22 protein-coding genes are annotated in these 20,683 nt (G+C 29.3%); all 22 read left to right on the forward strand.

The window, feature by feature from the left end; all coding sequences use genetic code 11:
- Positions 1 to 41: 41 nt before the first annotated feature.
- A complete protein-coding gene (locus CLU82_RS12705) occupies positions 42 to 1,166 on the forward strand; it encodes a glycosyltransferase (RefSeq protein WP_100843443.1) in 1,125 nt (374 codons plus the stop codon).
- Entirely contained in the window at positions 1,159 to 2,121 is a 963-nt protein-coding gene (locus tag CLU82_RS12710) for a glycosyltransferase family 2 protein (protein WP_100843444.1), read from the forward strand. The genes CLU82_RS12705 and CLU82_RS12710 overlap by 8 nt, the downstream gene beginning before the upstream one ends.
- Positions 2,100 to 3,077, forward strand: coding sequence for a glycosyltransferase family 2 protein (locus CLU82_RS12715; protein ID WP_100843445.1), 978 nt, complete (start codon positions 2,100 to 2,102; stop codon positions 3,075 to 3,077). The genes CLU82_RS12710 and CLU82_RS12715 overlap by 22 nt, the downstream gene beginning before the upstream one ends.
- A gap of 17 nt (positions 3,078 to 3,094) precedes the next feature.
- Positions 3,095 to 4,150 (forward strand): glycosyltransferase, encoded by a 1,056-nt coding sequence (locus CLU82_RS12720; protein ID WP_100843446.1) that lies wholly within the window; start codon positions 3,095 to 3,097, stop codon positions 4,148 to 4,150.
- Between the two features lie 7 nt (positions 4,151 to 4,157).
- On the forward strand, positions 4,158 to 5,060 hold the full coding sequence (locus tag CLU82_RS12725) for a glycosyltransferase (protein WP_100843447.1): 903 nt from the start codon (positions 4,158 to 4,160) through the stop codon (positions 5,058 to 5,060).
- 49 nt (positions 5,061 to 5,109) lie between these two features.
- Positions 5,110 to 5,976, forward strand: coding sequence for a glycosyltransferase (locus CLU82_RS12730; protein WP_100843448.1), 867 nt, complete (start codon positions 5,110 to 5,112; stop codon positions 5,974 to 5,976).
- On the forward strand, positions 5,958 to 6,878 hold the full coding sequence (locus CLU82_RS12735) for a glycosyltransferase (protein WP_100843449.1): 921 nt from the start codon (positions 5,958 to 5,960) through the stop codon (positions 6,876 to 6,878). Before CLU82_RS12730 ends, CLU82_RS12735 begins: the two co-directional genes overlap by 19 nt.
- Complete coding sequence (locus CLU82_RS12740; protein WP_100843450.1) at positions 6,875 to 7,747, forward strand: glycosyltransferase; 873 nt, start codon at positions 6,875 to 6,877, stop codon at positions 7,745 to 7,747. Before CLU82_RS12735 ends, CLU82_RS12740 begins: the two co-directional genes overlap by 4 nt.
- Positions 7,744 to 8,130, forward strand: a complete 387-nt coding sequence (locus CLU82_RS12745; RefSeq protein ID WP_100843451.1) for a hypothetical protein — start codon at positions 7,744 to 7,746, stop codon at positions 8,128 to 8,130. The genes CLU82_RS12740 and CLU82_RS12745 overlap by 4 nt, the downstream gene beginning before the upstream one ends.
- Positions 8,131 to 8,184: 54 nt before the next feature.
- On the forward strand, positions 8,185 to 8,427 hold the full coding sequence (locus tag CLU82_RS12750) for a hypothetical protein (protein WP_100843452.1): 243 nt from the start codon (positions 8,185 to 8,187) through the stop codon (positions 8,425 to 8,427).
- Between the two features lie 20 nt (positions 8,428 to 8,447).
- Positions 8,448 to 9,149 (forward strand): NAD-dependent epimerase/dehydratase family protein, encoded by a 702-nt coding sequence (locus tag CLU82_RS12755; protein ID WP_100843453.1) that lies wholly within the window; start codon positions 8,448 to 8,450, stop codon positions 9,147 to 9,149.
- Positions 9,150 to 9,157: 8 nt separating this feature from the next.
- A complete protein-coding gene (locus CLU82_RS12760) occupies positions 9,158 to 10,084 on the forward strand; it encodes a polysaccharide biosynthesis protein (protein ID WP_100843454.1) in 927 nt (308 codons plus the stop codon).
- Positions 10,085 to 10,089: 5 nt separating this feature from the next.
- On the forward strand, positions 10,090 to 11,124 hold the full coding sequence (locus CLU82_RS12765) for a glycosyltransferase family A protein (protein WP_100843455.1): 1,035 nt from the start codon (positions 10,090 to 10,092) through the stop codon (positions 11,122 to 11,124).
- A 69-nt stretch (positions 11,125 to 11,193) separates the two neighbouring features.
- Complete coding sequence (locus CLU82_RS21015; protein WP_100843456.1) at positions 11,194 to 11,844, forward strand: CatB-related O-acetyltransferase; 651 nt, start codon at positions 11,194 to 11,196, stop codon at positions 11,842 to 11,844.
- Positions 11,837 to 12,847 (forward strand): N-acetylneuraminate synthase family protein, encoded by a 1,011-nt coding sequence (locus tag CLU82_RS12775; RefSeq protein WP_100843457.1) that lies wholly within the window; start codon positions 11,837 to 11,839, stop codon positions 12,845 to 12,847. The genes CLU82_RS21015 and CLU82_RS12775 overlap by 8 nt, the downstream gene beginning before the upstream one ends.
- Positions 12,844 to 14,001 (forward strand): UDP-N-acetylglucosamine 2-epimerase, encoded by a 1,158-nt coding sequence (gene neuC / locus CLU82_RS12780; RefSeq protein WP_100845026.1) that lies wholly within the window; start codon positions 12,844 to 12,846, stop codon positions 13,999 to 14,001. Before CLU82_RS12775 ends, neuC begins: the two co-directional genes overlap by 4 nt.
- Positions 14,001 to 14,699, forward strand: a complete 699-nt coding sequence (locus CLU82_RS12785) for a cytidylyltransferase domain-containing protein (RefSeq protein ID WP_100843458.1) — start codon at positions 14,001 to 14,003, stop codon at positions 14,697 to 14,699. Before neuC ends, CLU82_RS12785 begins: the two co-directional genes overlap by 1 nt.
- Positions 14,665 to 15,630 carry a D-isomer specific 2-hydroxyacid dehydrogenase family protein gene (locus CLU82_RS12790; protein ID WP_100843459.1) on the forward strand — a complete coding sequence of 322 codons (966 nt, stop codon included), beginning with the start codon at positions 14,665 to 14,667 and terminating at the stop codon, positions 15,628 to 15,630. Before CLU82_RS12785 ends, CLU82_RS12790 begins: the two co-directional genes overlap by 35 nt.
- A 144-nt stretch (positions 15,631 to 15,774) precedes the next feature.
- The gene (locus CLU82_RS12795) at positions 15,775 to 17,208 is read left to right on the forward strand and encodes an MBOAT family protein (protein WP_100843460.1); all 1,434 of its coding nucleotides are present in this window, start codon (positions 15,775 to 15,777) and stop codon (positions 17,206 to 17,208) included.
- Positions 17,208 to 18,104 carry a hypothetical protein gene (locus tag CLU82_RS12800; protein WP_100843461.1) on the forward strand — a complete coding sequence of 299 codons (897 nt, stop codon included), beginning with the start codon at positions 17,208 to 17,210 and terminating at the stop codon, positions 18,102 to 18,104. Before CLU82_RS12795 ends, CLU82_RS12800 begins: the two co-directional genes overlap by 1 nt.
- Before the next feature lie 24 nt (positions 18,105 to 18,128).
- Complete coding sequence (locus CLU82_RS12805; protein WP_100843462.1) at positions 18,129 to 19,508, forward strand: hypothetical protein; 1,380 nt, start codon at positions 18,129 to 18,131, stop codon at positions 19,506 to 19,508.
- Positions 19,508 to 20,665: a glycosyltransferase family 4 protein gene (locus CLU82_RS12810; protein WP_100843463.1), complete on the forward strand. Its 1,158-nt coding sequence runs from the start codon at positions 19,508 to 19,510 to the stop codon at positions 20,663 to 20,665. The genes CLU82_RS12805 and CLU82_RS12810 overlap by 1 nt, the downstream gene beginning before the upstream one ends.
- Positions 20,666 to 20,683 lie beyond the last annotated feature (18 nt).

A 20,683-nucleotide genomic window follows, 5' to 3' on the forward strand; every position in this document is an offset into this window, starting at 1 on the left:
GGCTAAAAGTAAATTATAATTTTTTAGTATAAGCAGGTTATATGGAATTACAGCACAATAGAATTGCCATAGTTTCTCCTTCTCAAAATGGGTATTCCGAGACTTTTATTCAAGAACAAAAAAATGGATTAAAGGGGAAGGTGTTTTATTATTTTGGTGGAGAAGTCCCGCACTATTTAGAGGAATTTGGAAAATTGAGTAATCAATACATTGCTTGGTCAATAAAAATAAAACGCAGACTAGGATTTAAAACAGTATCGGTAGCTGAGGAAGCTTTTAGTTATTCACTAAAAAAGAATAAAGTTCAGGTTGTTTTGGCACAATATGGACCAACTGCTCACCAAATTGTAAATGTCTGCAAGAATCAAAAAATCCCTTTAATTGCTCATTTTCATGGCTTTGATGCATCTGTGCAATCTGTTATTGAAAATAGTAATTATTACAAAGAAGTTTTTGATTACAGTACATTTGTTATTGCGGTTTCAATTTCGATGCAGAAGAGATTAATTGAAATAGGTTGTTTAAAGGAAAAAGTGATATACAATCCTTGTGTTGCCAATTCAGTTTTTAATGAAATTAAACCAAATTTTACAGAATCAACTTTCATAGGATTAGGGCGTTTTGTAAATAAAAAAGCCCCTTATTATACCATTTTAGCATTCAAAAAAGTACATGATCAATTTCCAAATGCAAGACTGGTAATAGGAGGTATAGGAGAATTATTTGAGACTTGTTTGAACCTTGTAAGATTAATGCAATTAGAAGAGGCAGTTTTGTTGCCTGGAGTTATTAATAGAGTACAATTTATTGAGTATTTATCCAAAGGATTGGCTTTTGTGCAGCATTCTGTTACTGCTTTGAATGGAGATCAAGAAGGAACGCCTGTTGCTGTTTTAGAAGCTAGTGCTGCAGGATTGCCTGTAATTTCAACTATTCATGCAGGGATTCCAGATGTGATTATTGATAATGAAACAGGTTTGTTAGTTGAAGAGCATGATGTTGATGCTATGGCTGAAAAAATGATACTACTTTTAAAGAATAAAGAATTAGCCATACAGTTGGGAAATAATGGAAAGTTGCGAATGAAAGCTAATTTTACGTTGAGAAGGCATCTAGATGTTATTGATGATTTAATAGAAAGAGCAATTAGTAATACTCATGAATAATTCTTTAGTTTCCGTGATAATTCCTACATATAATAGAGCCCACCTTATAGGTGAAACACTCGATTCTGTGTTGAGGCAAACTTACACTAATTGGGAATGTATTATTGTTGATGATGGGTCAACGGACACTACGGCAGAAGTAGTTGGAGAGTATGTACAAAGTGATTCTCGTTTTCAGTTTCATCATCGCCCTAATGATAGATTAAAAGGAGGAAATGATGCTCGAAATTATGGTTTTGAACTGAGTAAAGGAGAATATGTAAATTGGTTTGATGATGATGATGTTATGCTGGAAAATTTTTTAAAAACAAAGATGCTTGCATTTAGACCAGAGTTGGAATTTGTAATTTCTTCGGGATATTATGTTGATGAAAAATTAAAGAATAAAGTTTTAATGAATGTTTATGATACAGATTCTTTATTTAAAGATTATTTGTTATGGAAAAATGAAATTATTACAAATTCGGTTTTAATTAAAAAAACATTTTTAATAGGGAAAGAATTATTTTTAAATTTTATAATTAGAGGACAAGAAGGAGAATTATTTTCAAGACTTTTTTTTAAAATAGAAAAAGAATCATATTTAATTATAAATGAACCTTTGTTTCTGTATAGGCAGCATGAAAATGCAAAAAGTGCAAATGAGGAAAAATATAATGAACATCATGTAGCTTCCAGAACTTATATTGCTATTCAGAATTTTAAAAGAAGTGTAGAACTGAAAGATTCAGAGTTGATTGTTTTTTATTACAGAACATTGATAAACTTTTTTTTTAGAAGTATCGAAAATTCAAATTATTCGAATTCAAAGTACATTATAAAAGAATTATGCCCAATTTTGAGACCAATAAAACTTAAGTTAGCAATAGAGTTTCAAGTTTTAGGGAATTTGCTTTTAATTCTTTCTAGAGGTAGTTATAAAATTGAAAAACGTTGGAAAAATTGCAAAATATAAATCCATTAGTCTCTATAATTATTCCAACTTATAATCGAGCTCATCTTATTGGTGAAACGCTAGATTCAGTATTAGTACAAACATATACTAATTGGGAATGTATTGTTGTTGATGATGGTTCAACGGACAATTCCGAGGAAATTATTGGTAAATATGTGAAAAAAAATGGACGAATTCTATATGAAAAAAGGCCTGCCAATAAGTTAAAAGGACCTTCATCATGTAGAAATTATGGAGTAGAAAAATCAGTTGGAGAATATGTTATTTTTCTTGATTCAGACGATATATTAGAGCCCTTTTGTTTAGAGCAAAGAATTGATTTTGCTAATTATAATGGCAACTTTGATTTTTGGGTTTTTAAGATGAATATTTTGGCTGATAATAAGATAACAGAAAGATTATGCAATATAATCCCTCCTAAGGAATCAGAGGAAAGTATTTTTTATAAAAAGGAATTTTTAAAAGGAAATTATCCCTTTACGGTAACAGCTCCATTGTGGAGAGCTAGGATTGTTAAAGAAAGTGGATTTGATGAAGGAATGATTCGGTTGGAAGATCCCGATTTTCATTTGAGAGTTTTGCAAAAGAATTATAAATGTATTACGGCAAATGATTTACCTCATGATACTTATTATAGAGTAGATAATTCTAAAGCGCAGCAATTAAATTCAGTACTGAATGATATTATTGAAAGCCATATCAGTTTTTTGAATAAGTATTATGATAGAGAAAATGAGGATACAGTACTTTATTTTGATAGGACATTCAGAGGTTTAGTGATCCCCAATGGATCCATAAAACTTTATTTTAAGGCAATTGCTGTAGCGAAAAAATATAAGATTTTAACTTTAAAAAAAACAGTAATATCCTTTATTATGCTCGTGTATAATAGGTTTAATTTGCATAAAATTAGAGGTACTGGATATACTAAGCTTAATTCGATTTTAAGAAAATAAAATTCATATTTTTCTAAATGAACAAAAAAAATCCAAGAATAACGGTTCTTATGCCAGTTTACAATGTAGAGTCCTATATAAAGGAATCTATTGAAAGTGTTTTAAATCAAACATACTCTGATTTTGAATTATTGATTATTGATGATGGTTCTACTGATAATACCGTTGATCGAATCATGGAATTTTCAGATTCAAGAATCAGATTAATTAAAAAAGATAAAAATTTAGGACTTATAGATAGTTTGAATTTGGGTTTTAAACAGGCAAAAGGAGAATATATTGCCCGTATGGATGGGGATGATATTAGTGCACCAAATCGTTTTCAAAAACAATTAGATGTTCTATTAACTAATCCCGAAATAAAAGTTTGTGGTTGTTGGCTTCAAAGGTTTGGAATTCACAATAAAATAATTAAGCATAAAGAGTTTCATGAAGAAATTGTTGCTCAGTTGTTGTTACAATGTTCAATGAGTTTAGGGGCAGTAATGTTTGAAAAGAAGGCATTAGAAAGTTACAGTTTTGATGAAAATAAAAAGCATGTAGAAGATTATGATTTTTGGTCTCGCATTTCTTGGGCCTGTAAGTTATATAACATACAGGAGGTTTTGTATTATTACAGATCACATGATACGCAGGTAACAAAGTTATTTTTTGATACACAAAGAAAGGGAGATATAGATATTAAATTGTTTTTATTTAAAAAACTAAATTATGACAATAAAATTTTCTCAGATGATTTAATAGCTAAGATGCTTTGGTTAACCCAAAAGATTTCGATGAGCGACTTAGTTTTGTTTTTTAAATGGATAAAACAATTGGCTCTTCAAAACAAAAAACAAAAAATTTATTCTCAAAAAGAATTAATTAATATTCTTAGTGTCATTAATCGGAGATTAGTTTTTGAATTATATTTTGAAAAAACTACTATAGGCTTAGATAAAAAATGGCGTTTACAAGCACTAACTTATTTACCTTTAAAAGAGATTATCTTTGTAGTGAAAGGGAAGACAACAGAAATGCTAAAAACGAAAGTAATCAACAAGTTTAATAAAAATAGAGTTTTAAAAAAGTAATGATTTTATGGTTGTATCAGTAATAGTCCCTTGTTATAATCAAGGTGATTTTTTAGACGAGGCTTTAGAATCTGTTTATAACCAAATTTATACAGATTGGGAATGCATTATTGTAGATGATGGCAGTACCGATGATACTGAAACTATTGCCCAGCGTTGGGTATCCAAGGACAACCGATTTAAGTATTTTTATAAAAAAAACAACGGTGTAAGTAGTGCCAGAAATTTTGGAATTGCAAAAGCTTCCGGAAAGTATATCCAATTTTTAGATTCTGATGATATTTTGGATAGTAGAAAAATGCAACTTTCTATTGATAAATTAAAAGAAGATAAAAGTAATGAGTTAGGAATAGTAGTGTCAAATTTCAATATGCTTTCATCAGATTCAAAAGAAGTTTTGCCTCCTTTTTGCGAAATGAACGAAAAATCATTAACGTTTGAAAATTTTTTATTTCATTTTTTTTCAATTCAGTTACAATGTGGTTTTTTTGATATAAAATTGTTTGAAAGTATTAAGTTTCCTGAAAATTTATCTGCTCAAGAAGATTGGATAGTTTGGATTAATCTTTTTAAGGATAACCCTAAATTCGTTTTTATAGATTTACCTTTGGCTTTTTATAGAATAAATCCTTCTGGGAGAATGAATACAATAGGTGCAGATGATAATCAGATTAAGGTTTTAGGTTCCTTGAGAGAAATTTTAACTTACGATCAATATCATAAGTTTTCGGTTGGTTTATTAACTCGATATTATGATTCAACTAAACTGTTTAGAAATAATTTGAAAGCAGTAAAAAAATCAAACACATATCAAGGAGGATTAATGATTAAAAAAGGACTAAATACATTTGGAGTTTTAAAATTTGTAAAGCAAATTTTAAAAAAAGCTCTTAAGTTTAAAGCTAAATAGCCGGTTTTCTTCTCTTTTTTACACTAATATTTGATAATAATTTAAATTAATGATTTCAATAATTATATGTTCTAGGGATTTGCATCTTTACAATAAAGTGCTAAAAAGTATAGAAGAAACAATAGGAGTTGTAACATATGAAATTATAAAAGTTAATAATCTGGTTGAGAATGTACCAATTACAAAAGCTTATAATATTGGTATTCAAAAGTCAAAATACGAATATTTACTTTTTATTCATGAAGATGTTCTTTTTCATACTAAAAACTGGGGTGAGATTTTAACAAATATATTTGCCAATAATTTAAAAATTGGATTAGTAGGAATTGCAGGAGCAAAATATAAAAGTAAATTTCCCAGTGCCTTTTGGCATACAAAGGAAGAACTTTTAACGATGAACCTGATTCAGCATCAACCTTATAAAGAAACAAGTCATATTAACCGTGGATTTAAAGAATCAAGTCTCGAAAAAGTGGTCGTAATTGATGGTGTTTTTATTGGACTTAGAAAAAGTACAACTGTCAAATTTAATGAAGAGATTTTAGGTTTTCATTGTTATGATTTAGGAATTAGCATTGATGTTTTTGATAAACAATATCAGATTGTCGTAACCAATCAAATTTTAATTGAACATTTTTCAATAGGAAATACGGATTTTAATTTTTTGAAAAGCGTTATTAATTTTCATAAGTTGTACAAAAAACAACTTCCAAAATATATTGAAAGGAAGGATTCTAGTTTAGAAAATGTAGCATTAAAAAAATTTTTAGGAGTATGCCTTTCAAATAGATTTATCCCGTTTAATTTATGGATGTATAATTTGTTAAAGAATCCTTTCGAAAGATTAAATTATAGTATATTGAAATTAGTTGCTTATGAATTTAAGAAAAAAATTAAATGCCTAAAGTTTCCATAATATTGCCAAGTTATAATCATGCTAAATTTTTAAAAGATAGGCTTGATACTATTTTAAATCAAACATATACAGACTGGGAAATCATTATTATAGATGATTGTTCTACAGACAATAGTAACGAGATTTTAACTGAATTTGTAAATCAAAATAAATCGAAGGTTAAATATTTTATTAGTAACGATTATAATTCGGGAAGTGGTTACAAATCCTGGCAAAAAGGTATCGAACTTGCTGAAACAGAATATATCTGGATTGCTGAGACAGATGATTATTCTGAACTAACTTTCCTTGAACAATTAGTATCTATTTTAGATATAAATGAGGGCGTTTCTTTAGTGTTTTCGGGTAGTAATTATGTTGAAAACGATACTATTATTTACGATTCAACTAAAAGGGTCAAAGATTTGGATGTCGAAATAAATAAGTATAAAGTTATAGATAGTAGTGTTTTTTTAAATCAAATGCCTTTTAATACTTATATAACAAATGGTAGTTCAGTTGTATTTAGAAAGCCCAAATTAGAGATTCCATCTGTATTGTTTACCAATAGATTATGTTCGGATATTTTTCTTTGGTCATATTTGTTACAAAACAGTTCTTTTGCATTTCTTAATAAAAATTTAAACTTTTTTAGAAGACATAATGGGTCAACATCATCTTATTTACAAAAAAACAAAATGGAAAGTGTTTATCATGAGAAAGCACATTATATGAATTATTTTGGGCAAACGGAAAAGTACAGTCAGTTCATGGATCATTATATAAAGTACTATATTTGGGGTCATAAAAAAGAATTTCTAAACATTTCAAGTATTAAAAAGATTCAATCAGGTAAAAAAATAAAAGCATTGTATTTTTATAAATTGATTCGTTTTTTTGTTTCAAAAATTTCAAATAGATGATTCATTTAGTTACTGTTATTATAACAACATATAATCGTCGAGAATATCTTGAAAATGCTATTCAATCTGTAGTAAATCAATCCTATACAAATATTGAAATAGTTGTAATAGATGATGGGTCAGATGACAATTATGCTGAAGCGATTTGTAATAAGTACTCAAATTGCACTTATTTTTATAAAGAGAATGAAGGACTATCATCTGCTAGAAATTATGGAATTTATTTGTCAAAAGGAGAATATATAGCCTTTTTAGATGACGATGATTTTTGGGAAAGTTCAAAAATTGATAAACAAATAAAAGTTTTTTTAGAAAATCCTGAAATTGATTGCGTACATTCCTCTGCAGCTGTTATTGATGAAAAAGGGCAATTAACTGGGACAATTATAGGAGCTAGTGAAACCAAAGCCCACAAGCGCTCAGGATATGTGTTTTGGAATGCTTTAGGGGTTTGGGTTGTCAAATCACCGACTCCTTTGATTAGAAAAAAAATATTTCAGCCAGATTTGTTGTTTGATGAAAGTATTAAAGTTGGTGAAGATGTAGATTTTTATCAACGAATGTTTTTTAGGCATAGAGTATATTATATAAATGAACCTTTGGCTTTTTATAGAGAATATAATAATCCAGATAGACTTTCGCTTCAGCAAAAAAAATACATAGGAATAGAAAAGAAAATGTTTCTGAATTTTAAAAAAATGGGAATTAAAAATCCATTTTTGCTTAATAAAATTGCAAGAAAATTACTAAGAAGAGCTGCGAAAAGATGGAATGAAATTCATCCTCAAAGTCAAATTAAAATAAGTATTATTGATTTGTATTTTAGACCTGTTTATTGTTTGTCGAACTACTTTAATGAAAAAAAATGAATGACTTTATAGGTAAAACTATTTTCTTATTAAAACGTTTGCTAAAAGAAAATTTCAAAACTATTTATTTTAACTTTAGGTATTTTTCATTTAATGAAGCAGTTAATTTTCCTGTTTTGATTTCTAAGAATGTGCTTTTTACGGAGTTAAAAGGAAGTGTTAAGTTTGAATGCCCATTGCGGTATGGTTTAGTTAAAATAGGTTATGCAAAAGTAGGGATATTTGATAAAAGATTTTCAAGGTCAATTTTGGAAATTTCGGGAGACATTATTTTTAAGGGAAGCGCAAATTTTGGTCAAGGTTCAAAAATTAGTGTGGCTAAAAGCGGAAAAATAATTTTTGGAAATAAATTTAATATTACTGCTGAAAGTTCAATCGTTTAATCAAAAAAAATTCAGTTTGGGAATAATGTATTATTGTCTTGGGATATTTTAATTATGGACTCGGATCATCACACAATTTGGGACGAAGAAGGAAAAATCATTAATAGCCCTGAGGAAATATTAATAGAAGATAATGTTTGGGTAGGATGTAGGGGATTAATATTAAAAGGTTTAAGAGTACCTTCAAATTCAGTTATTGGAGCTAATACTGTTGTTAATAAAAATTTGCAAGACACGAATTCCTTATACGCTGGTATTCCAGTAAAAATGATAAGAAAAAATATATCTTGGGGTTAATAAACAAATTTAATTAATAAATGAGAATTGTTATAACAGGTGAAAAAGGTTTTTTAGGAATACATTTGACTAACTATTTACGCCATATATTGAAATATGAAGTTGTCGAATTGGGAAGAAATTTCATAGAAGTCTTGCCTAATACGAAAGAAATAGATTGGCTTATTCATGGAGCCTGTGTTCATAGACATAATAATCCAGAAATGGTTTTGCACCTGAATAATGAAATTACAAACCAAACAATTGAATGTTTAAAAAAGAATAATATAAATTGTAATGTGGCTTTTTTGTCTTCTATTCATGAGGATGCTGAAACGTTTTATGGGAAATCAAAAAGAGAAGCTAAGAAACAATTTGAAAATTTTTGTTTAGAAAGGAATACTAATTTTGTTTCCTATAAACTTCCAAATGTTTTTGGGCAATATGCAAAACCCAACAAAACCTCTTTTATAGCAACATTTTCATATAATTTATTAAATAATCTTCCTGTTGAATGTAATAGTAATCTTGTGAAATTAGCTTTTGTTACGGATGTTGTTGAAATGGTGTGCAAATTTGAAGAACAAGAAATTATTTCTAGAGCTATTACAGTTGAAGAGGTATATTTATTATTAATTGAATATAATAAGTTGTTCAATAATTCCATTTTTCCAACTTTTAGAGATAAGTTTGAGTTTGATTTATATCAAACATTTATAAGTTACAAAAATTATAAAATTTAAATAGTATAATGAAATTATTTATAACAGGTGGTGCAGGTTATTTAGGGCGTGAAATCGTAAAGAGATTTTATGATAGTGCAGAACTTACTATTTATAGTAGAGATGAGGCCAAACACTATTATCTTAAAAAGCAATTTCCAAAGATTCGATGTATAATAGGTGATGTAGCAGATTACGATTTGATGAATCGTTCCGCAAAAGGGCATGATTATGGTATTTTTGCAGCTTCTTTAAAACAAATTGAAGCAGTAGACCAAAATGTAGAGATTGCTTTAAGAACTATTGTTAATGGAGCAATTAATTCACGGCGTGTTGCCGAAAATAATAATTTTAAGGCGGCATGTTTTATCTCTTCTGATAAAAGTAGAGCTGCTACAACATTATATGGCTCTATGAAATTTATTGGTGGCGAAGCATTCATTGTAAACGCGGAGGATTCTAGTGTTAATCTTACAACAGCAGTTTATGGTAATGTCCTAAATTCAACAGGTAGTATATTACCATTGATTTTAGATTCAATTAAGAATAAATATGAGTTGAAGCTTTATTCTCCCGAAATGACTAGATTTATGATTGATGTTGAAGAAGCAGTTAGTGTAATTGAAAATTCATTTAATTTAACAGGTTTCAATATAATCCCAAATATTCCAAGTTTTAAAATTAAGGATCTTTTTGAAATTTATAAAGAAGAATTTGGGTTAAAATATACGTTGGGACAACCAAGAATTTCTGAAAAGATTCATGAAATTATGATTGCAAAAGAAGAAGTTCCACGTACTTATTTAGATAAGAAAACGAATTTGTATCTGATGCATTACCATAAAATTTATAATGATTCAAATGTTGATTTTGAAGAGTTTTCGAGTGAGAATGTTTTAATTACAAAGGAAGAGTTATACAAGAAATTACAGAAGAATAATTTTTTTAGACAATAATACAAATGAGAATAGGCTTTAATCCAATTAAAGAAGACAAAGAAATTGTTCTTAAAAATTATCATAGAATAATTGTACCAGTTTATATACCCAATCAAGAAGGTTATTTTAAAGATTCATTTGAAATTTTGAAATTAAATATCGAATCTCTATTAACTACTATTCATGATAAAACTAGAATTACAATTTATAATAATAATTCTATAAGTATAGTAAAGAATTATATAGATGATTTGTACCAAAAACATCAAGCCATTGATCAAGTATTTCATTCTAAAGAAAATTTGGGCAAAATAAATGCTATTCTTGCTGGTGTAAAAGGGAATTTAGAACCATTAATTACGATTACAGATTCTGATGTTTTTTTTAAACATGATTGGCAAAAAGAAGTAGAGCAAACATTTATTAATTTTCCAAATGCAGGAATGATAAGCCCAACTCCTAGTAGTAAAACAATAAAAAGTTTTACTGCAACTAATTGGTATTTTGGTATTTTAGGAGGTATGTCAATGCAATTTGAAGATGTTCAAGACCCAACTGCCATGAAGAAGTTTGATGATAGTTTAGGAAACCCTACACCAATTTATTCACAAGCTCATTTAGATAAATATTTGGTTTTAAAATCAAAAAAAGGAAAAGCCGTAATGGGTTGTGGTCATTTTGTAGCTACTTTACGAAGAGAAGTTTTTGATAAAGGATCAGATTCGCCAGCATTTATAAAAATTGTTGGTGGTGTCGAGAATAAATTTATAGACATTCCAAATGAAAGTTTAGGCTTTTTAAGATTGGCAACATTAGGAAATTATACCTACCATTTAGGAAATGTAAAAGAACTATGGATGGAAGAGGAGTTTGAATTGCTTAAAACTCGTAAGCCAAATGTTTATGCAGAAAACAATGAACTATTTGTATCTAAACCTTTGCCTAAATGGAAAATCAAAATTGGGATGATATTTAGAAAACTGTTGTTGAGTAATTTTTTTAAAAATGGGTATTTTAGAAATATAGGATTGACAGCACCTGAAAATTATTCATTATAACTCAATTTTTATTTATTAAATCAAGAATAATTTTATAAGGAATGTTAAACGCTTTATTTACAATTGAAAATGATTAGATTATTCTTATATAAAAAATGGAATCATTATAAACGTTGTAAGTTTTTAAATCAGCGTAAAAAAGAAGGAACTGAAATAAGTTCTAAAACAACTGGTTATTGGAATGTTTTTTTTGAAGGGAAAAACAAGATTCCCGAGAGATGTCAGTTTTTAGGAAACAATATCAGAATAGGATATGCTACTACTTTGGGAGTAAATAATCTATTGTCAGGAAATGTAAATGTGGGCAAATATTGCCAGTTTGGAGCTGATGTAGCGCTACATGCTAATAACCATCCCATTTCTTCGATGACGACTTATATTAATAAGAATTTATTCTTAGGTGAGCTTAAAGCATTAAGACAAGAAAAAAAAGTTGTTATTGGAAATGATGTCTGGATTGGTCACGGTGTAATTATAGTGGGGAATATCACGATTGGGAATGGTGCTATAATTGCAGCAGGAAGTGTCGTTACTAAAGATGTTCTGCCTTATACTATTGTCGCTGGAGTATCGGCCAAACTAATACGAAAACGCTATGCAGATTCTATTATTAAAGAAATAGAAGCACTTAAATGGTGGGACAAAAGTGAAGTTGAATTAGAACAGTTAAAACCTTTATTTTTTAAAGATTTTACTGATAAAATTAGTGTTTATGATTAATAAAACACCCTATATTATCGCAGAAATAGGCCAGGCACACGAAGGGAGTCTAGGTATTTTATATTCCTATATCGATGCTATTGCTCAAACTGGTGTAGATGCGGTGAAATTTCAAATGCACATTGCTGAAGCAGAAAGTAGCGAGTATGAACCTTTTCGTGTCAAGTTTTCGTTAGAAGATAAGACCAGATTTGACTATTGGAAACGAATGGGGTTTTCTTTAGAACAATGGGCAGGAATTAAAACATATTGTGAGAGTTTAGGACTTGATTTTATTTGTTCTCCCTTTAGTAATTTGGCAGTCGATTGGCTGGAAAAAATAGGTTTAGAGCAATATAAAATAGGCTCGGGAGAAGTTAATAATTTCTTGATTTTAGAAAAAATTGCTAAAACTAGAAAACCCGTGATTTTGTCTTCAGGAATGAGTTCTTACGATGAATTGGATGAAACTGTGGCATTTTTGAAAGAAAGAAATGTAGAATTTTCTATTTTGCAATGTACAACCTCATATCCTACTCAGCCTAAAAGTTTTGGTTTAAACGTTATTCAGGAATTACAAAAAAGGTATAATGTACCGATAGGTTTTTCCGATCATTCAGCACGTATAGAAACTTGTATTGCTGCGACCGTTCTTGGCGCTGAAATACTTGAGTTTCATGTTGTTTTTGATAGACAGATTTTTGGTCCAGATTCTAAATCTTCCTTGACAATTTCGGAAACCAAAGATTTGGTTATTGCTGTTCGCAATATCAAAGAAGCTTTGGATAATCCAATTGATAAAAATTCGAATGAAAATTTTACAGTTTTAAAACAAATATTTGAAAAATCTTTAGCTATAAATAAAACGCTTTCAAAAGGACACATCATAACTTTTGATGACCTGGAAGCTAAAAAACCAAAAGGATGTGGAATTGATGCAGCAAAATTTAGGGATGTTGTAGGCAAAACACTTACTTTTGACAAAAGCCAATGGGATTTTTTAAAGGAAGAAGACATACAATGAATAAACGGAAAATAGCTGTTGTAATTACAGCACGTCCATCTTATAGCCGGGTTAAAACAGTTTTGTCAGCGATTGAGACACATCCTGATTTAGAATTACAGTTGATTGTTGCTGCATCGGCTCTCTTGGATCGATACGGCTCTGCAGTCAATTATATAGAAAAAGACGGCTTTATTATTGCTGCGAAGGTATTTAATGTACTGGAAGGGGAAAATTTAACTGCTGCAGCTAAAACCACTGGAATTGGAATTTTGGAGCTTTCTACTGTTTTTGATAATTTAAAACCCGATATTGTAGTTACAGTTGCCGATCGTTTTGAAACTATGGCAACGGCAATTGCAGCTTCTTATATGAATATTCCGCTAGCACATATTCAAGGTGGTGAAGTTACTGGCAACATTGACGAAAAAGTGCGTCATGCTATTACCAAATTAGCAGATTATCATTTTGTAGCTTCCGAAAATGCTAAAGAAAGAGTGATTAAATTAGGAGAAAATCCTGATTTTGTTTTCAATACGGGTTGCCCTTCAATAGATATTGCATCGGAAGTGGCTAAAATACAAGGTCTAAATTTTAATCCATATCAAAAATATGGAGGAGTTGGAGCAGAACCTGATTTGTCCAGTAATTATTTAGTAGTGATGCAGCATCCAGTAACAACAGAATATCAAAATTCTAGAAAACATATAGAAGAAACATTAGAAGCGGTAAATGAATTGGATATTCCAACTTTGTGGTTTTGGCCAAACGTTGATGCTGGTGCTGATGGAACTTCTACAGGAATTCGAGCGTTTCGTGAACATCATAAGTTGAAAAATGTTCACTTTTTTAAAAATATGGAAGGCGATGATTTTCTAGTTTTACTTAATAACGCTAAAGCATTAATAGGGAATTCCAGTGTTGGAATTAGAGAATGTGCTTACCTTGGTGTTCCTGTTATTAATATTGGTTCGAGACAAAATAAACGAGACAGAGGAAATAATGTAATTGACGTGAACTACGATAAAAACGAAATAATTGCTGCAATTCATACTATTTTAAAAAATGGAAAATCCAAAATTTCATCTGTATATGGTGGAGGAAATGCTGGTTCTATTATTGCTGATTTGTTAATAAAAGTGCCTTTGCAGTTTCATAAAACAATTATGTATTAATGAGAGTTTTAGCAATTATTCCGGCAAGAGGAGGAAGTAAAGGTGTTCCTGGAAAAAACATCAAATTATTAGGGAGCAAGCCTTTGATTGCTCATGCAATTGAATGTGCAAAAAAATGCAATAAAGTCACGAGAACAATTGTTTCCACTGATTCAGATGAAATTATAAATATTGCACTGAATTTTGATGCAGAAGTCATCAAGAGACCCGCTAGCTTGGCAGAGGATACTAGTAATGTGATAACGGCTGTTGTAGATGTTTATCAAAAAATTGAACAAGAGTTTGATTTAATTGTTCTATTGCAACCAACATCTCCTCTTAGAACTTCTATTGATTTAGATAACATAATAGCAATGTTTGAAAAAGATAAATTTATTGATGGGGTCATAAGTGTAGTTCCTTTAGAAGATTGTCACCCAGCAAGAATGTATAATTTGGAAAAAGATAACAAGCTAACTTCTTTTTTAAATGAGGGAGAAACCAAACTTAGACAAGATTTAAAACCTGTGTATTACAGAAACGGATGTTTTTATGTAGTACGGACGAAAGCCTTTTTTAAAGAAAAATCTTTTATGGTTGAAAATAAAAAAGCATATGTGATGGACAGTAATTGGTTAGCAAATATAGATAGTCCAAGAGATTTTAAAATAGCTGAAGTGTTGTATGAAGATTGGAAAAATGAAAATAGTTGTAGTTGAATCTCAAAATTTTAGTGAAGAAGCTTTACGATCTCTTTCTGAGATTGGAGATATAAAATTATCAGATGTTCATGATAAAGCCCAGCTAATAAATAACATCAAAGATGCTGAGGTTTTATTTGTTAGATTGAGATTTTATATTGATAAAGAAATTATTGATGCTTGTTCAGGATTAAAATTTATTCTAACAGCGACTACAGGGTTAGATCATATAGATGTAGACTATTTTGAGCGTAATGGAGGAAGAGTAGTTTCACTAAAAGGGGAATATGAATTTTTAAAATCAATACCTTCAACAGCTGAACATACATGGGGATTGCTTCTCTCTTCAATGCGAAATATTCCTAATGCGTTCGATGATGTTAAAGATGGGTACTGGAGGAGAGATTTGTTTAAAGGAAATAACCTCAAAGGAAAAAAAATTGGACTTTTAGGATTGGGGCGCGTTGGTATACAAGTTGCTAAATATGGTGAGGCATTTGATATGGAAATAGGATTTTATGATATTGAAAACAAGATTAATTCCTATAAGAAATTTGATATTCCTTCGGAATTGTTTGCTTGGGCTGATATAGTTTCGATTCATATACCATTAAATCAAGAGAATATTCATTTTGTTGACAAGCGGTTGTTGGATCAATTAAATCCAAATTCAATATTAATTAATACAGCAAGAGGAGCTGTGATAGACGAGATATATTTATGCAATTTAATTGAGATAAGAAGGATAAAAGGATATGCGACTGATGTATTAGAAGAAGAGTTAAATATTGATATTGGTAAAAATAAATTAGTTGAGCTATCAAAAAAAGGTTTTAGTATTATCATAACACCTCATATCGCAGGAGCAACTTTTGAATCTATGGATATGACTGAATTATTCATTGTTGAAAAGTTTTACAAAGAGTTAAATAAAAGTAAAAATAAGTAAGATGAAAAATATTTTTTAAATGAGATTTCAATATAGAAAGAGCAAATTAAATTTTGGATAACTTATAGGGGAATCTGTTTTAAATTGCTTTAGATTTGTATTTATTTTTTTGTTTATAATTTTTGCAAAATCTTGTAATTTTTTATGTTTTTTAACTCATTGGCTTTCGCCATTTTTTTACCAATTGTATTTCTTCTTTATTGGTTTGTTTTTAATAAAACTAAAAGCACTCAAAATGCTTTGTTAATCGTTGCCAGTTATTACTTTTATTCTTGTTGGGATTGGAGATTCTTATTTCTATTGGTGTTTTCTACTTTTTTAGATTATTACACTGGTATCCAAATCGAGAAAGGTAAATCGGAAAAAAGTCAAAAATTATGGTTCTGGCTGAGTATTATAGTCAATCTTGGATTTCTTGGAATTTTTAAATATTACAATTTTTTTGCAGCTTCATTCTCAGAATTATTAAATTCTGTTGGGTTAAAAGCAAGTCCAATTTTGTTGAATGTGATTCTTCCGGTCGGAATTTCATTCTATACTTTCCACGGCTTATCATACGTAATTGATATTTATTATAAAAGAATCAAAGCCGAATACAACTTTGTAGATTATTCTTTGTTTGTTAGCTATTTTCCACTTCTAGTTGCTGGTCCAATAGAAAGAGCGACTCATTTATTACCTCAAGTAAAAGTAAAACGAGAGTTTAATTTTCAAATTGCTAAAGAAGGGGTTTGTCAAATCATTTGGGGATTAGTCAAAAAGGTTGTTATTGCAGATACCTGTGCGACTTATGCCAATGCTATTTTTGATAATTATACTTCGATGAATTCGTTTTCATTAATTCTAGGTGCAGTTTATTTTGCATTTCAAATTTATGGTGATTTTTCAGGTTATTCGGACATGGCATTGGGGATGTCCAAATTGTTTGGATTGGATTTATTGAGAAATTTCAATTATCCCTATTTTTCAAGGGATATTGCCGAATTTTGGCGACGCTGGCATATTTCACTTTCTTCTTGGTTTCGAGATTACTTATATATTCCCTTAGGAGGAAGCAAAGGAGGGATTTGGATGAAAATCAGAAATACATTCATCATTTTTGTTGTAAGTGGTTTTTGGCACGGTGCAAATTGGACATACGTTGTTTGGGGATTTATAAACGCTATATATTTCTTACCTTTATTATTATCGAATAGTAACCGAAATAATATGAATACCATTAAGTTAAAATTTGATTTTGATTCAGCCAAAATTTTAATAAGCATTTTATATACATTCACATTAACTTGCATTGCATGGGTATTTTTTAGAGCCAAAACCATAACGGATGCAGTTTTATATCTTAAAAAAATAGTGTTTAATGGTGAATTTACTTCGCAATATCTGGCTAACGAAAGATACAATTACGAGCTATTGATTATGGTAGGATTATTTGTTGTGGTTGAATGGAATAACCGCGATAAAATTGAACCTCTTTCTGGTAAAAGAAGTTTGTTAAAGGTAGCTTTGGCAATTATGACAATCATTGCTTTTGGAACTTTTTCTGATTATAAAGAATTTATATATTTTCAGTTTTAATGAAGAAATTTTTAGTTTATAGTGCCAAAATTTTAGTCGTGACTTTTTTGATTGCAGTAGTTTTGGATGGGCTTTATACTTTTGTTTATTTGCAATCTAATAATAGAGGAAAAATAGATTACGTGTACAACTCGAATGCAAGAAATTATGATGTTATTATCTTGGGTTCCTCTCGAGCAAATAATCATTTTGTATCTCAAATGTTTGAAGATAAAGGCTTGAAAACTTTTAATTACGGGATGAGTGGTGGACATTTATTTGAAGCAGATTTGATGTTGAAATTAATGATTGAACGCCATTATAAAATAAAGAATATAATTTTAGAAGCTGATTTGAATCTTTCGAATGAACATAGATCAGATGGAATTTCTTCGAAGTTTTTACCGTATTTGCATGCTTCAAAAATTATTAAAGAACATTTTTCGAAAGAAGATGATTTTGATTATTTATATTATATTCCTTTTTATCGATATATTAAATTTGATTCTCAAATAGGTTTTAGAGAAATTTTTAAAATAATTGGGAAGGAAAAAACCAGTAGTTTAGAAAATGATGGTTATTATCCATTAGTGAAGCATAAAAATGGGAATATGAAAAACAATATTGTAAGCTTAAATCCTTTGCCTCACAATAAATATTATGAGGAAATTAAAAAAAATTGCAAAGCTAACAATATTAATTTTATTGCTGTAATGACACCAATGTGCGAAAATGTTAAAGGGATGAATTATTTTGATAAAGTAAAAAAAACATATCCTGAAATTCATAATTATGAAAATGTAGTTATGGAGGATAAATATTTTTCGTCTTGCGGACACATGAATGATAAAGGAGCTAAAATGTTTACTAAAAAAATAATTGAAGATTTTTTTAGCCCACAAATTAATTTAAAATAACTATTTAAAATAAAATTTTAAGAAGTGAAAAATAAGATTGTATTACTGTTTCCAGATGGAGTAGGGGTTAGGAATTATCTTTTTTCGGATGTTTTTAAAAAAGCAAATGAGGAGTTAGTCTTGTTCCATAACTTTGATCCAGAAACCATAACAGCTATTAAACAAAATTCTTCAATTAGTGATGCAATTACTATCCCTGTTTATAAAGAGTCAGTTAAAGAGAAATTTTTAAGAGAATTAATTTGTTTATCGAGACTGTATAATAATACAGAAAAAGTTGATAATAAATCTGTACTAGCTTATTGGAACTGGAATCAAAAAACATTTACCAAAAAGCTATTCTATAAATTAATTGAACAGGTAGCTCCTTTTTTTAAGGACTATACTAAGATTTTAAAATTAGAGGAAAAATATCAAAAAACAATTCGTCAAAATCCTTTTTATGATGAGGTTGCAGCAATTTTAAAAAAAATACAGCCAAGTGTTGTTTTTTGTTCTCATCAAAGAGCTTTAAAAGCAGCAACAATTTTTGCAGCAGCTGCGGATTTAGGAATTACAACAACAACTGTAATTTATTCTTGGGATAATTTGCCTAAGGCACGTATGGCTTTACGTGCTAGTAATTATTTGGTATGGTCAGAGTATATGAAGAAAGAAATGGATACATATTATCCTGAAATTTCTTCGGAAAGTATTTATGTCACAGGAACTCCTCAATTTGAGTTTTATGAAGATCAAAAAAATATAATTGAAAAAGAAATTTTTTACAAAAGGTATAATTTAGATCCTAATAAAAAAATTATTTGTTTTTCTGGGGATGATACTAAAACATCTCCTGATGATCCGAGTTATCTAAAAGATATTGTTGAAGAAATAATTAGTGCTAATCTACAAGATGAATATCAAATTTTATTGAGACGATGTCCAGTAGATTTTTCTGGAAGATTTGAAAATATAGTAAATGATTATAAAGATCTAATAAAAGAAGCAGTCCCTTTATGGCACTTTAATTCTTCAAAAGAATGGAATGCTGTCTATCCATCTGTTGAGGATGTTAAATTACTGGTAAGTACTGCTTTTTATTCGGATATAGTTGTCAACGTTGGTTCAACTATGGCTTTTGATTTTGCGATGTTTAATAAGCCATGTGTTTTTATTAATTATGATCAACAAAATAAAAAGGTGAAAGATTGGTCAGTAGATACAATTTATCAATTTCAGCATTTTAGGAGTATGCCAAATAAAAATGCTATTATTTGGTTGAACAGTAAAGATGAAATTGTAGAAAAATTAACTCTTAAAAAGAGTTGTAGTTTGGATATGATTCAATGGAAAGAAACTGTATTAGAAGATTATAAAAAAGCTTCAATAAAAATACGTGAACAATTAAAATTAACTACATAATGCACATCTGTTTTTTAACAAATGAATATCCAAAAGAAGGATTTCCACACGGAGGAATAGGTAGTTTTGTAAAAACTTTAGCTGTAGAATTGGTAATAAAAGGAATTGAAGTATCAGTGATTGGCCTTAATTATACTGATAATGACGAACTAGAGATTGTTGAGGGTGTTCGTATTTATAGATTGAAAAGAAGCAAAATAAAAGGGTTATCTTGGTATTTTAATTTTAAAGCATTTAACAAAAAAATCAAAGAAATTCATAAACTGAATCCTATAAGTATTGTCGAAGCTTCGGAACTGGGTCTTGCTTTTATTTCAAAATTAAAAGATATTAAATATACGATAAGACTCCATGGAGGGCATCATTTTTTTACTGAAAGTGAAAACAGAAAAATTAATAAATGGAAAGGATTTCAGGAAAAAAGGTCTTTTAAAAATAGTGACGCTTTTATAGCTGTTTCACATTATGTAAAAGAACATACTGAAAAATATTTGAGTTATAATAATAAGCCATTATATTATATCAATTATCCGATTAATACAGAGCTTTTTAAATTTAGTGAAAGACCTATAACTGATGCAAAAATTGTTTTTGCCGGTACAGTTTGTGAAAAAAAGGGAATTCGTCAATTAATACAAGCTTTTCCATTGGTAAAAAAGGAATTTCCTGATGCTACTTTGGAAATCTATGGTAGAGATTGGTTTTTTCCTGACAGTAGTTCTTATATACAACTGTTAAAAGAAAAAGAATTACCACAATTAGGAGTACTTGTAAAAGATATTCATTTTCATGGGGCTGTTGCCTATAAGGACATTCCAAAGGTATATGCCGAAGCTTCTGTATGTGCGTTTCCATCTCATATGGAAACCCAAGGTTTGGTAGCTCCAGAAGCTATGGCTATGGAAAAAGCTGTTGTTTTTACTAAGTTAGGGCCAGGCCCTGAAACAATAGTCAATTATGAAACTGGATTATTATGTGATCCTTATAATCCGACTGATATTGCTGAAAAAATTATTTGGGTTTTTTCTAACAAAGAGAAAGCAAAAGAAATTGGTAAAGTCGCCAGAGAATTTGTACTTAAAAAATATGGTTTGCAGTATATTGTTGCTCAAAACATTGAGTTCTTTCAGTATATAGTAGATAAAACTAGCTACTAAAGTGTATTTTGACACTAT

The organism is Flavobacterium sp. 5, from assembly GCF_002813295.1.
Lineage (GTDB): Bacteria > Bacteroidota > Bacteroidia > Flavobacteriales > Flavobacteriaceae > Flavobacterium.

Bases quoted from the DNA above. Each gene is read 5' to 3' on its own strand.
- CLU82_RS12705 (WP_100843443.1), top strand. From the start codon at position 42: ATGGAATTACAGCACAATAGAATTGCCATAGTTTCTCCTTCTCAAAAT.
- CLU82_RS12710 (WP_100843444.1), top strand. From the start codon at position 1,159: ATGAATAATTCTTTAGTTTCCGTGATAATTCCTACATATAATAGAGCC.
- CLU82_RS12720 (WP_100843446.1), top strand. From the start codon at position 3,095: ATGAACAAAAAAAATCCAAGAATAACGGTTCTTATGCCAGTTTACAAT.
- CLU82_RS12725 (WP_100843447.1), top strand. From the start codon at position 4,158: ATGGTTGTATCAGTAATAGTCCCTTGTTATAATCAAGGTGATTTTTTA.
- CLU82_RS12730 (WP_100843448.1), top strand. From the start codon at position 5,110: ATGATTTCAATAATTATATGTTCTAGGGATTTGCATCTTTACAATAAA.
- CLU82_RS12735 (WP_100843449.1), top strand. From the start codon at position 5,958: ATGCCTAAAGTTTCCATAATATTGCCAAGTTATAATCATGCTAAATTT.
- CLU82_RS12740 (WP_100843450.1), top strand. From the start codon at position 6,875: ATGATTCATTTAGTTACTGTTATTATAACAACATATAATCGTCGAGAA.
- CLU82_RS12745 (WP_100843451.1), top strand. From the start codon at position 7,744: ATGAATGACTTTATAGGTAAAACTATTTTCTTATTAAAACGTTTGCTA.
- CLU82_RS12750 (WP_100843452.1), top strand. From the start codon at position 8,185: ATGGACTCGGATCATCACACAATTTGGGACGAAGAAGGAAAAATCATT.
- CLU82_RS12755 (WP_100843453.1), top strand. From the start codon at position 8,448: ATGAGAATTGTTATAACAGGTGAAAAAGGTTTTTTAGGAATACATTTG.
- CLU82_RS12760 (WP_100843454.1), top strand. From the start codon at position 9,158: ATGAAATTATTTATAACAGGTGGTGCAGGTTATTTAGGGCGTGAAATC.
- CLU82_RS12765 (WP_100843455.1), top strand. From the start codon at position 10,090: ATGAGAATAGGCTTTAATCCAATTAAAGAAGACAAAGAAATTGTTCTT.
- CLU82_RS21015 (WP_100843456.1), top strand. From the start codon at position 11,194: ATGATTAGATTATTCTTATATAAAAAATGGAATCATTATAAACGTTGT.
- CLU82_RS12775 (WP_100843457.1), top strand. From the start codon at position 11,837: ATGATTAATAAAACACCCTATATTATCGCAGAAATAGGCCAGGCACAC.
- neuC (WP_100845026.1), top strand. From the start codon at position 12,844: ATGAATAAACGGAAAATAGCTGTTGTAATTACAGCACGTCCATCTTAT.
- CLU82_RS12785 (WP_100843458.1), top strand. From the start codon at position 14,001: ATGAGAGTTTTAGCAATTATTCCGGCAAGAGGAGGAAGTAAAGGTGTT.
- CLU82_RS12790 (WP_100843459.1), top strand. From the start codon at position 14,665: ATGAAGATTGGAAAAATGAAAATAGTTGTAGTTGAATCTCAAAATTTT.
- CLU82_RS12795 (WP_100843460.1), top strand. From the start codon at position 15,775: ATGTTTTTTAACTCATTGGCTTTCGCCATTTTTTTACCAATTGTATTT.
- CLU82_RS12800 (WP_100843461.1), top strand. From the start codon at position 17,208: ATGAAGAAATTTTTAGTTTATAGTGCCAAAATTTTAGTCGTGACTTTT.
- CLU82_RS12810 (WP_100843463.1), top strand. From the start codon at position 19,508: ATGCACATCTGTTTTTTAACAAATGAATATCCAAAAGAAGGATTTCCA.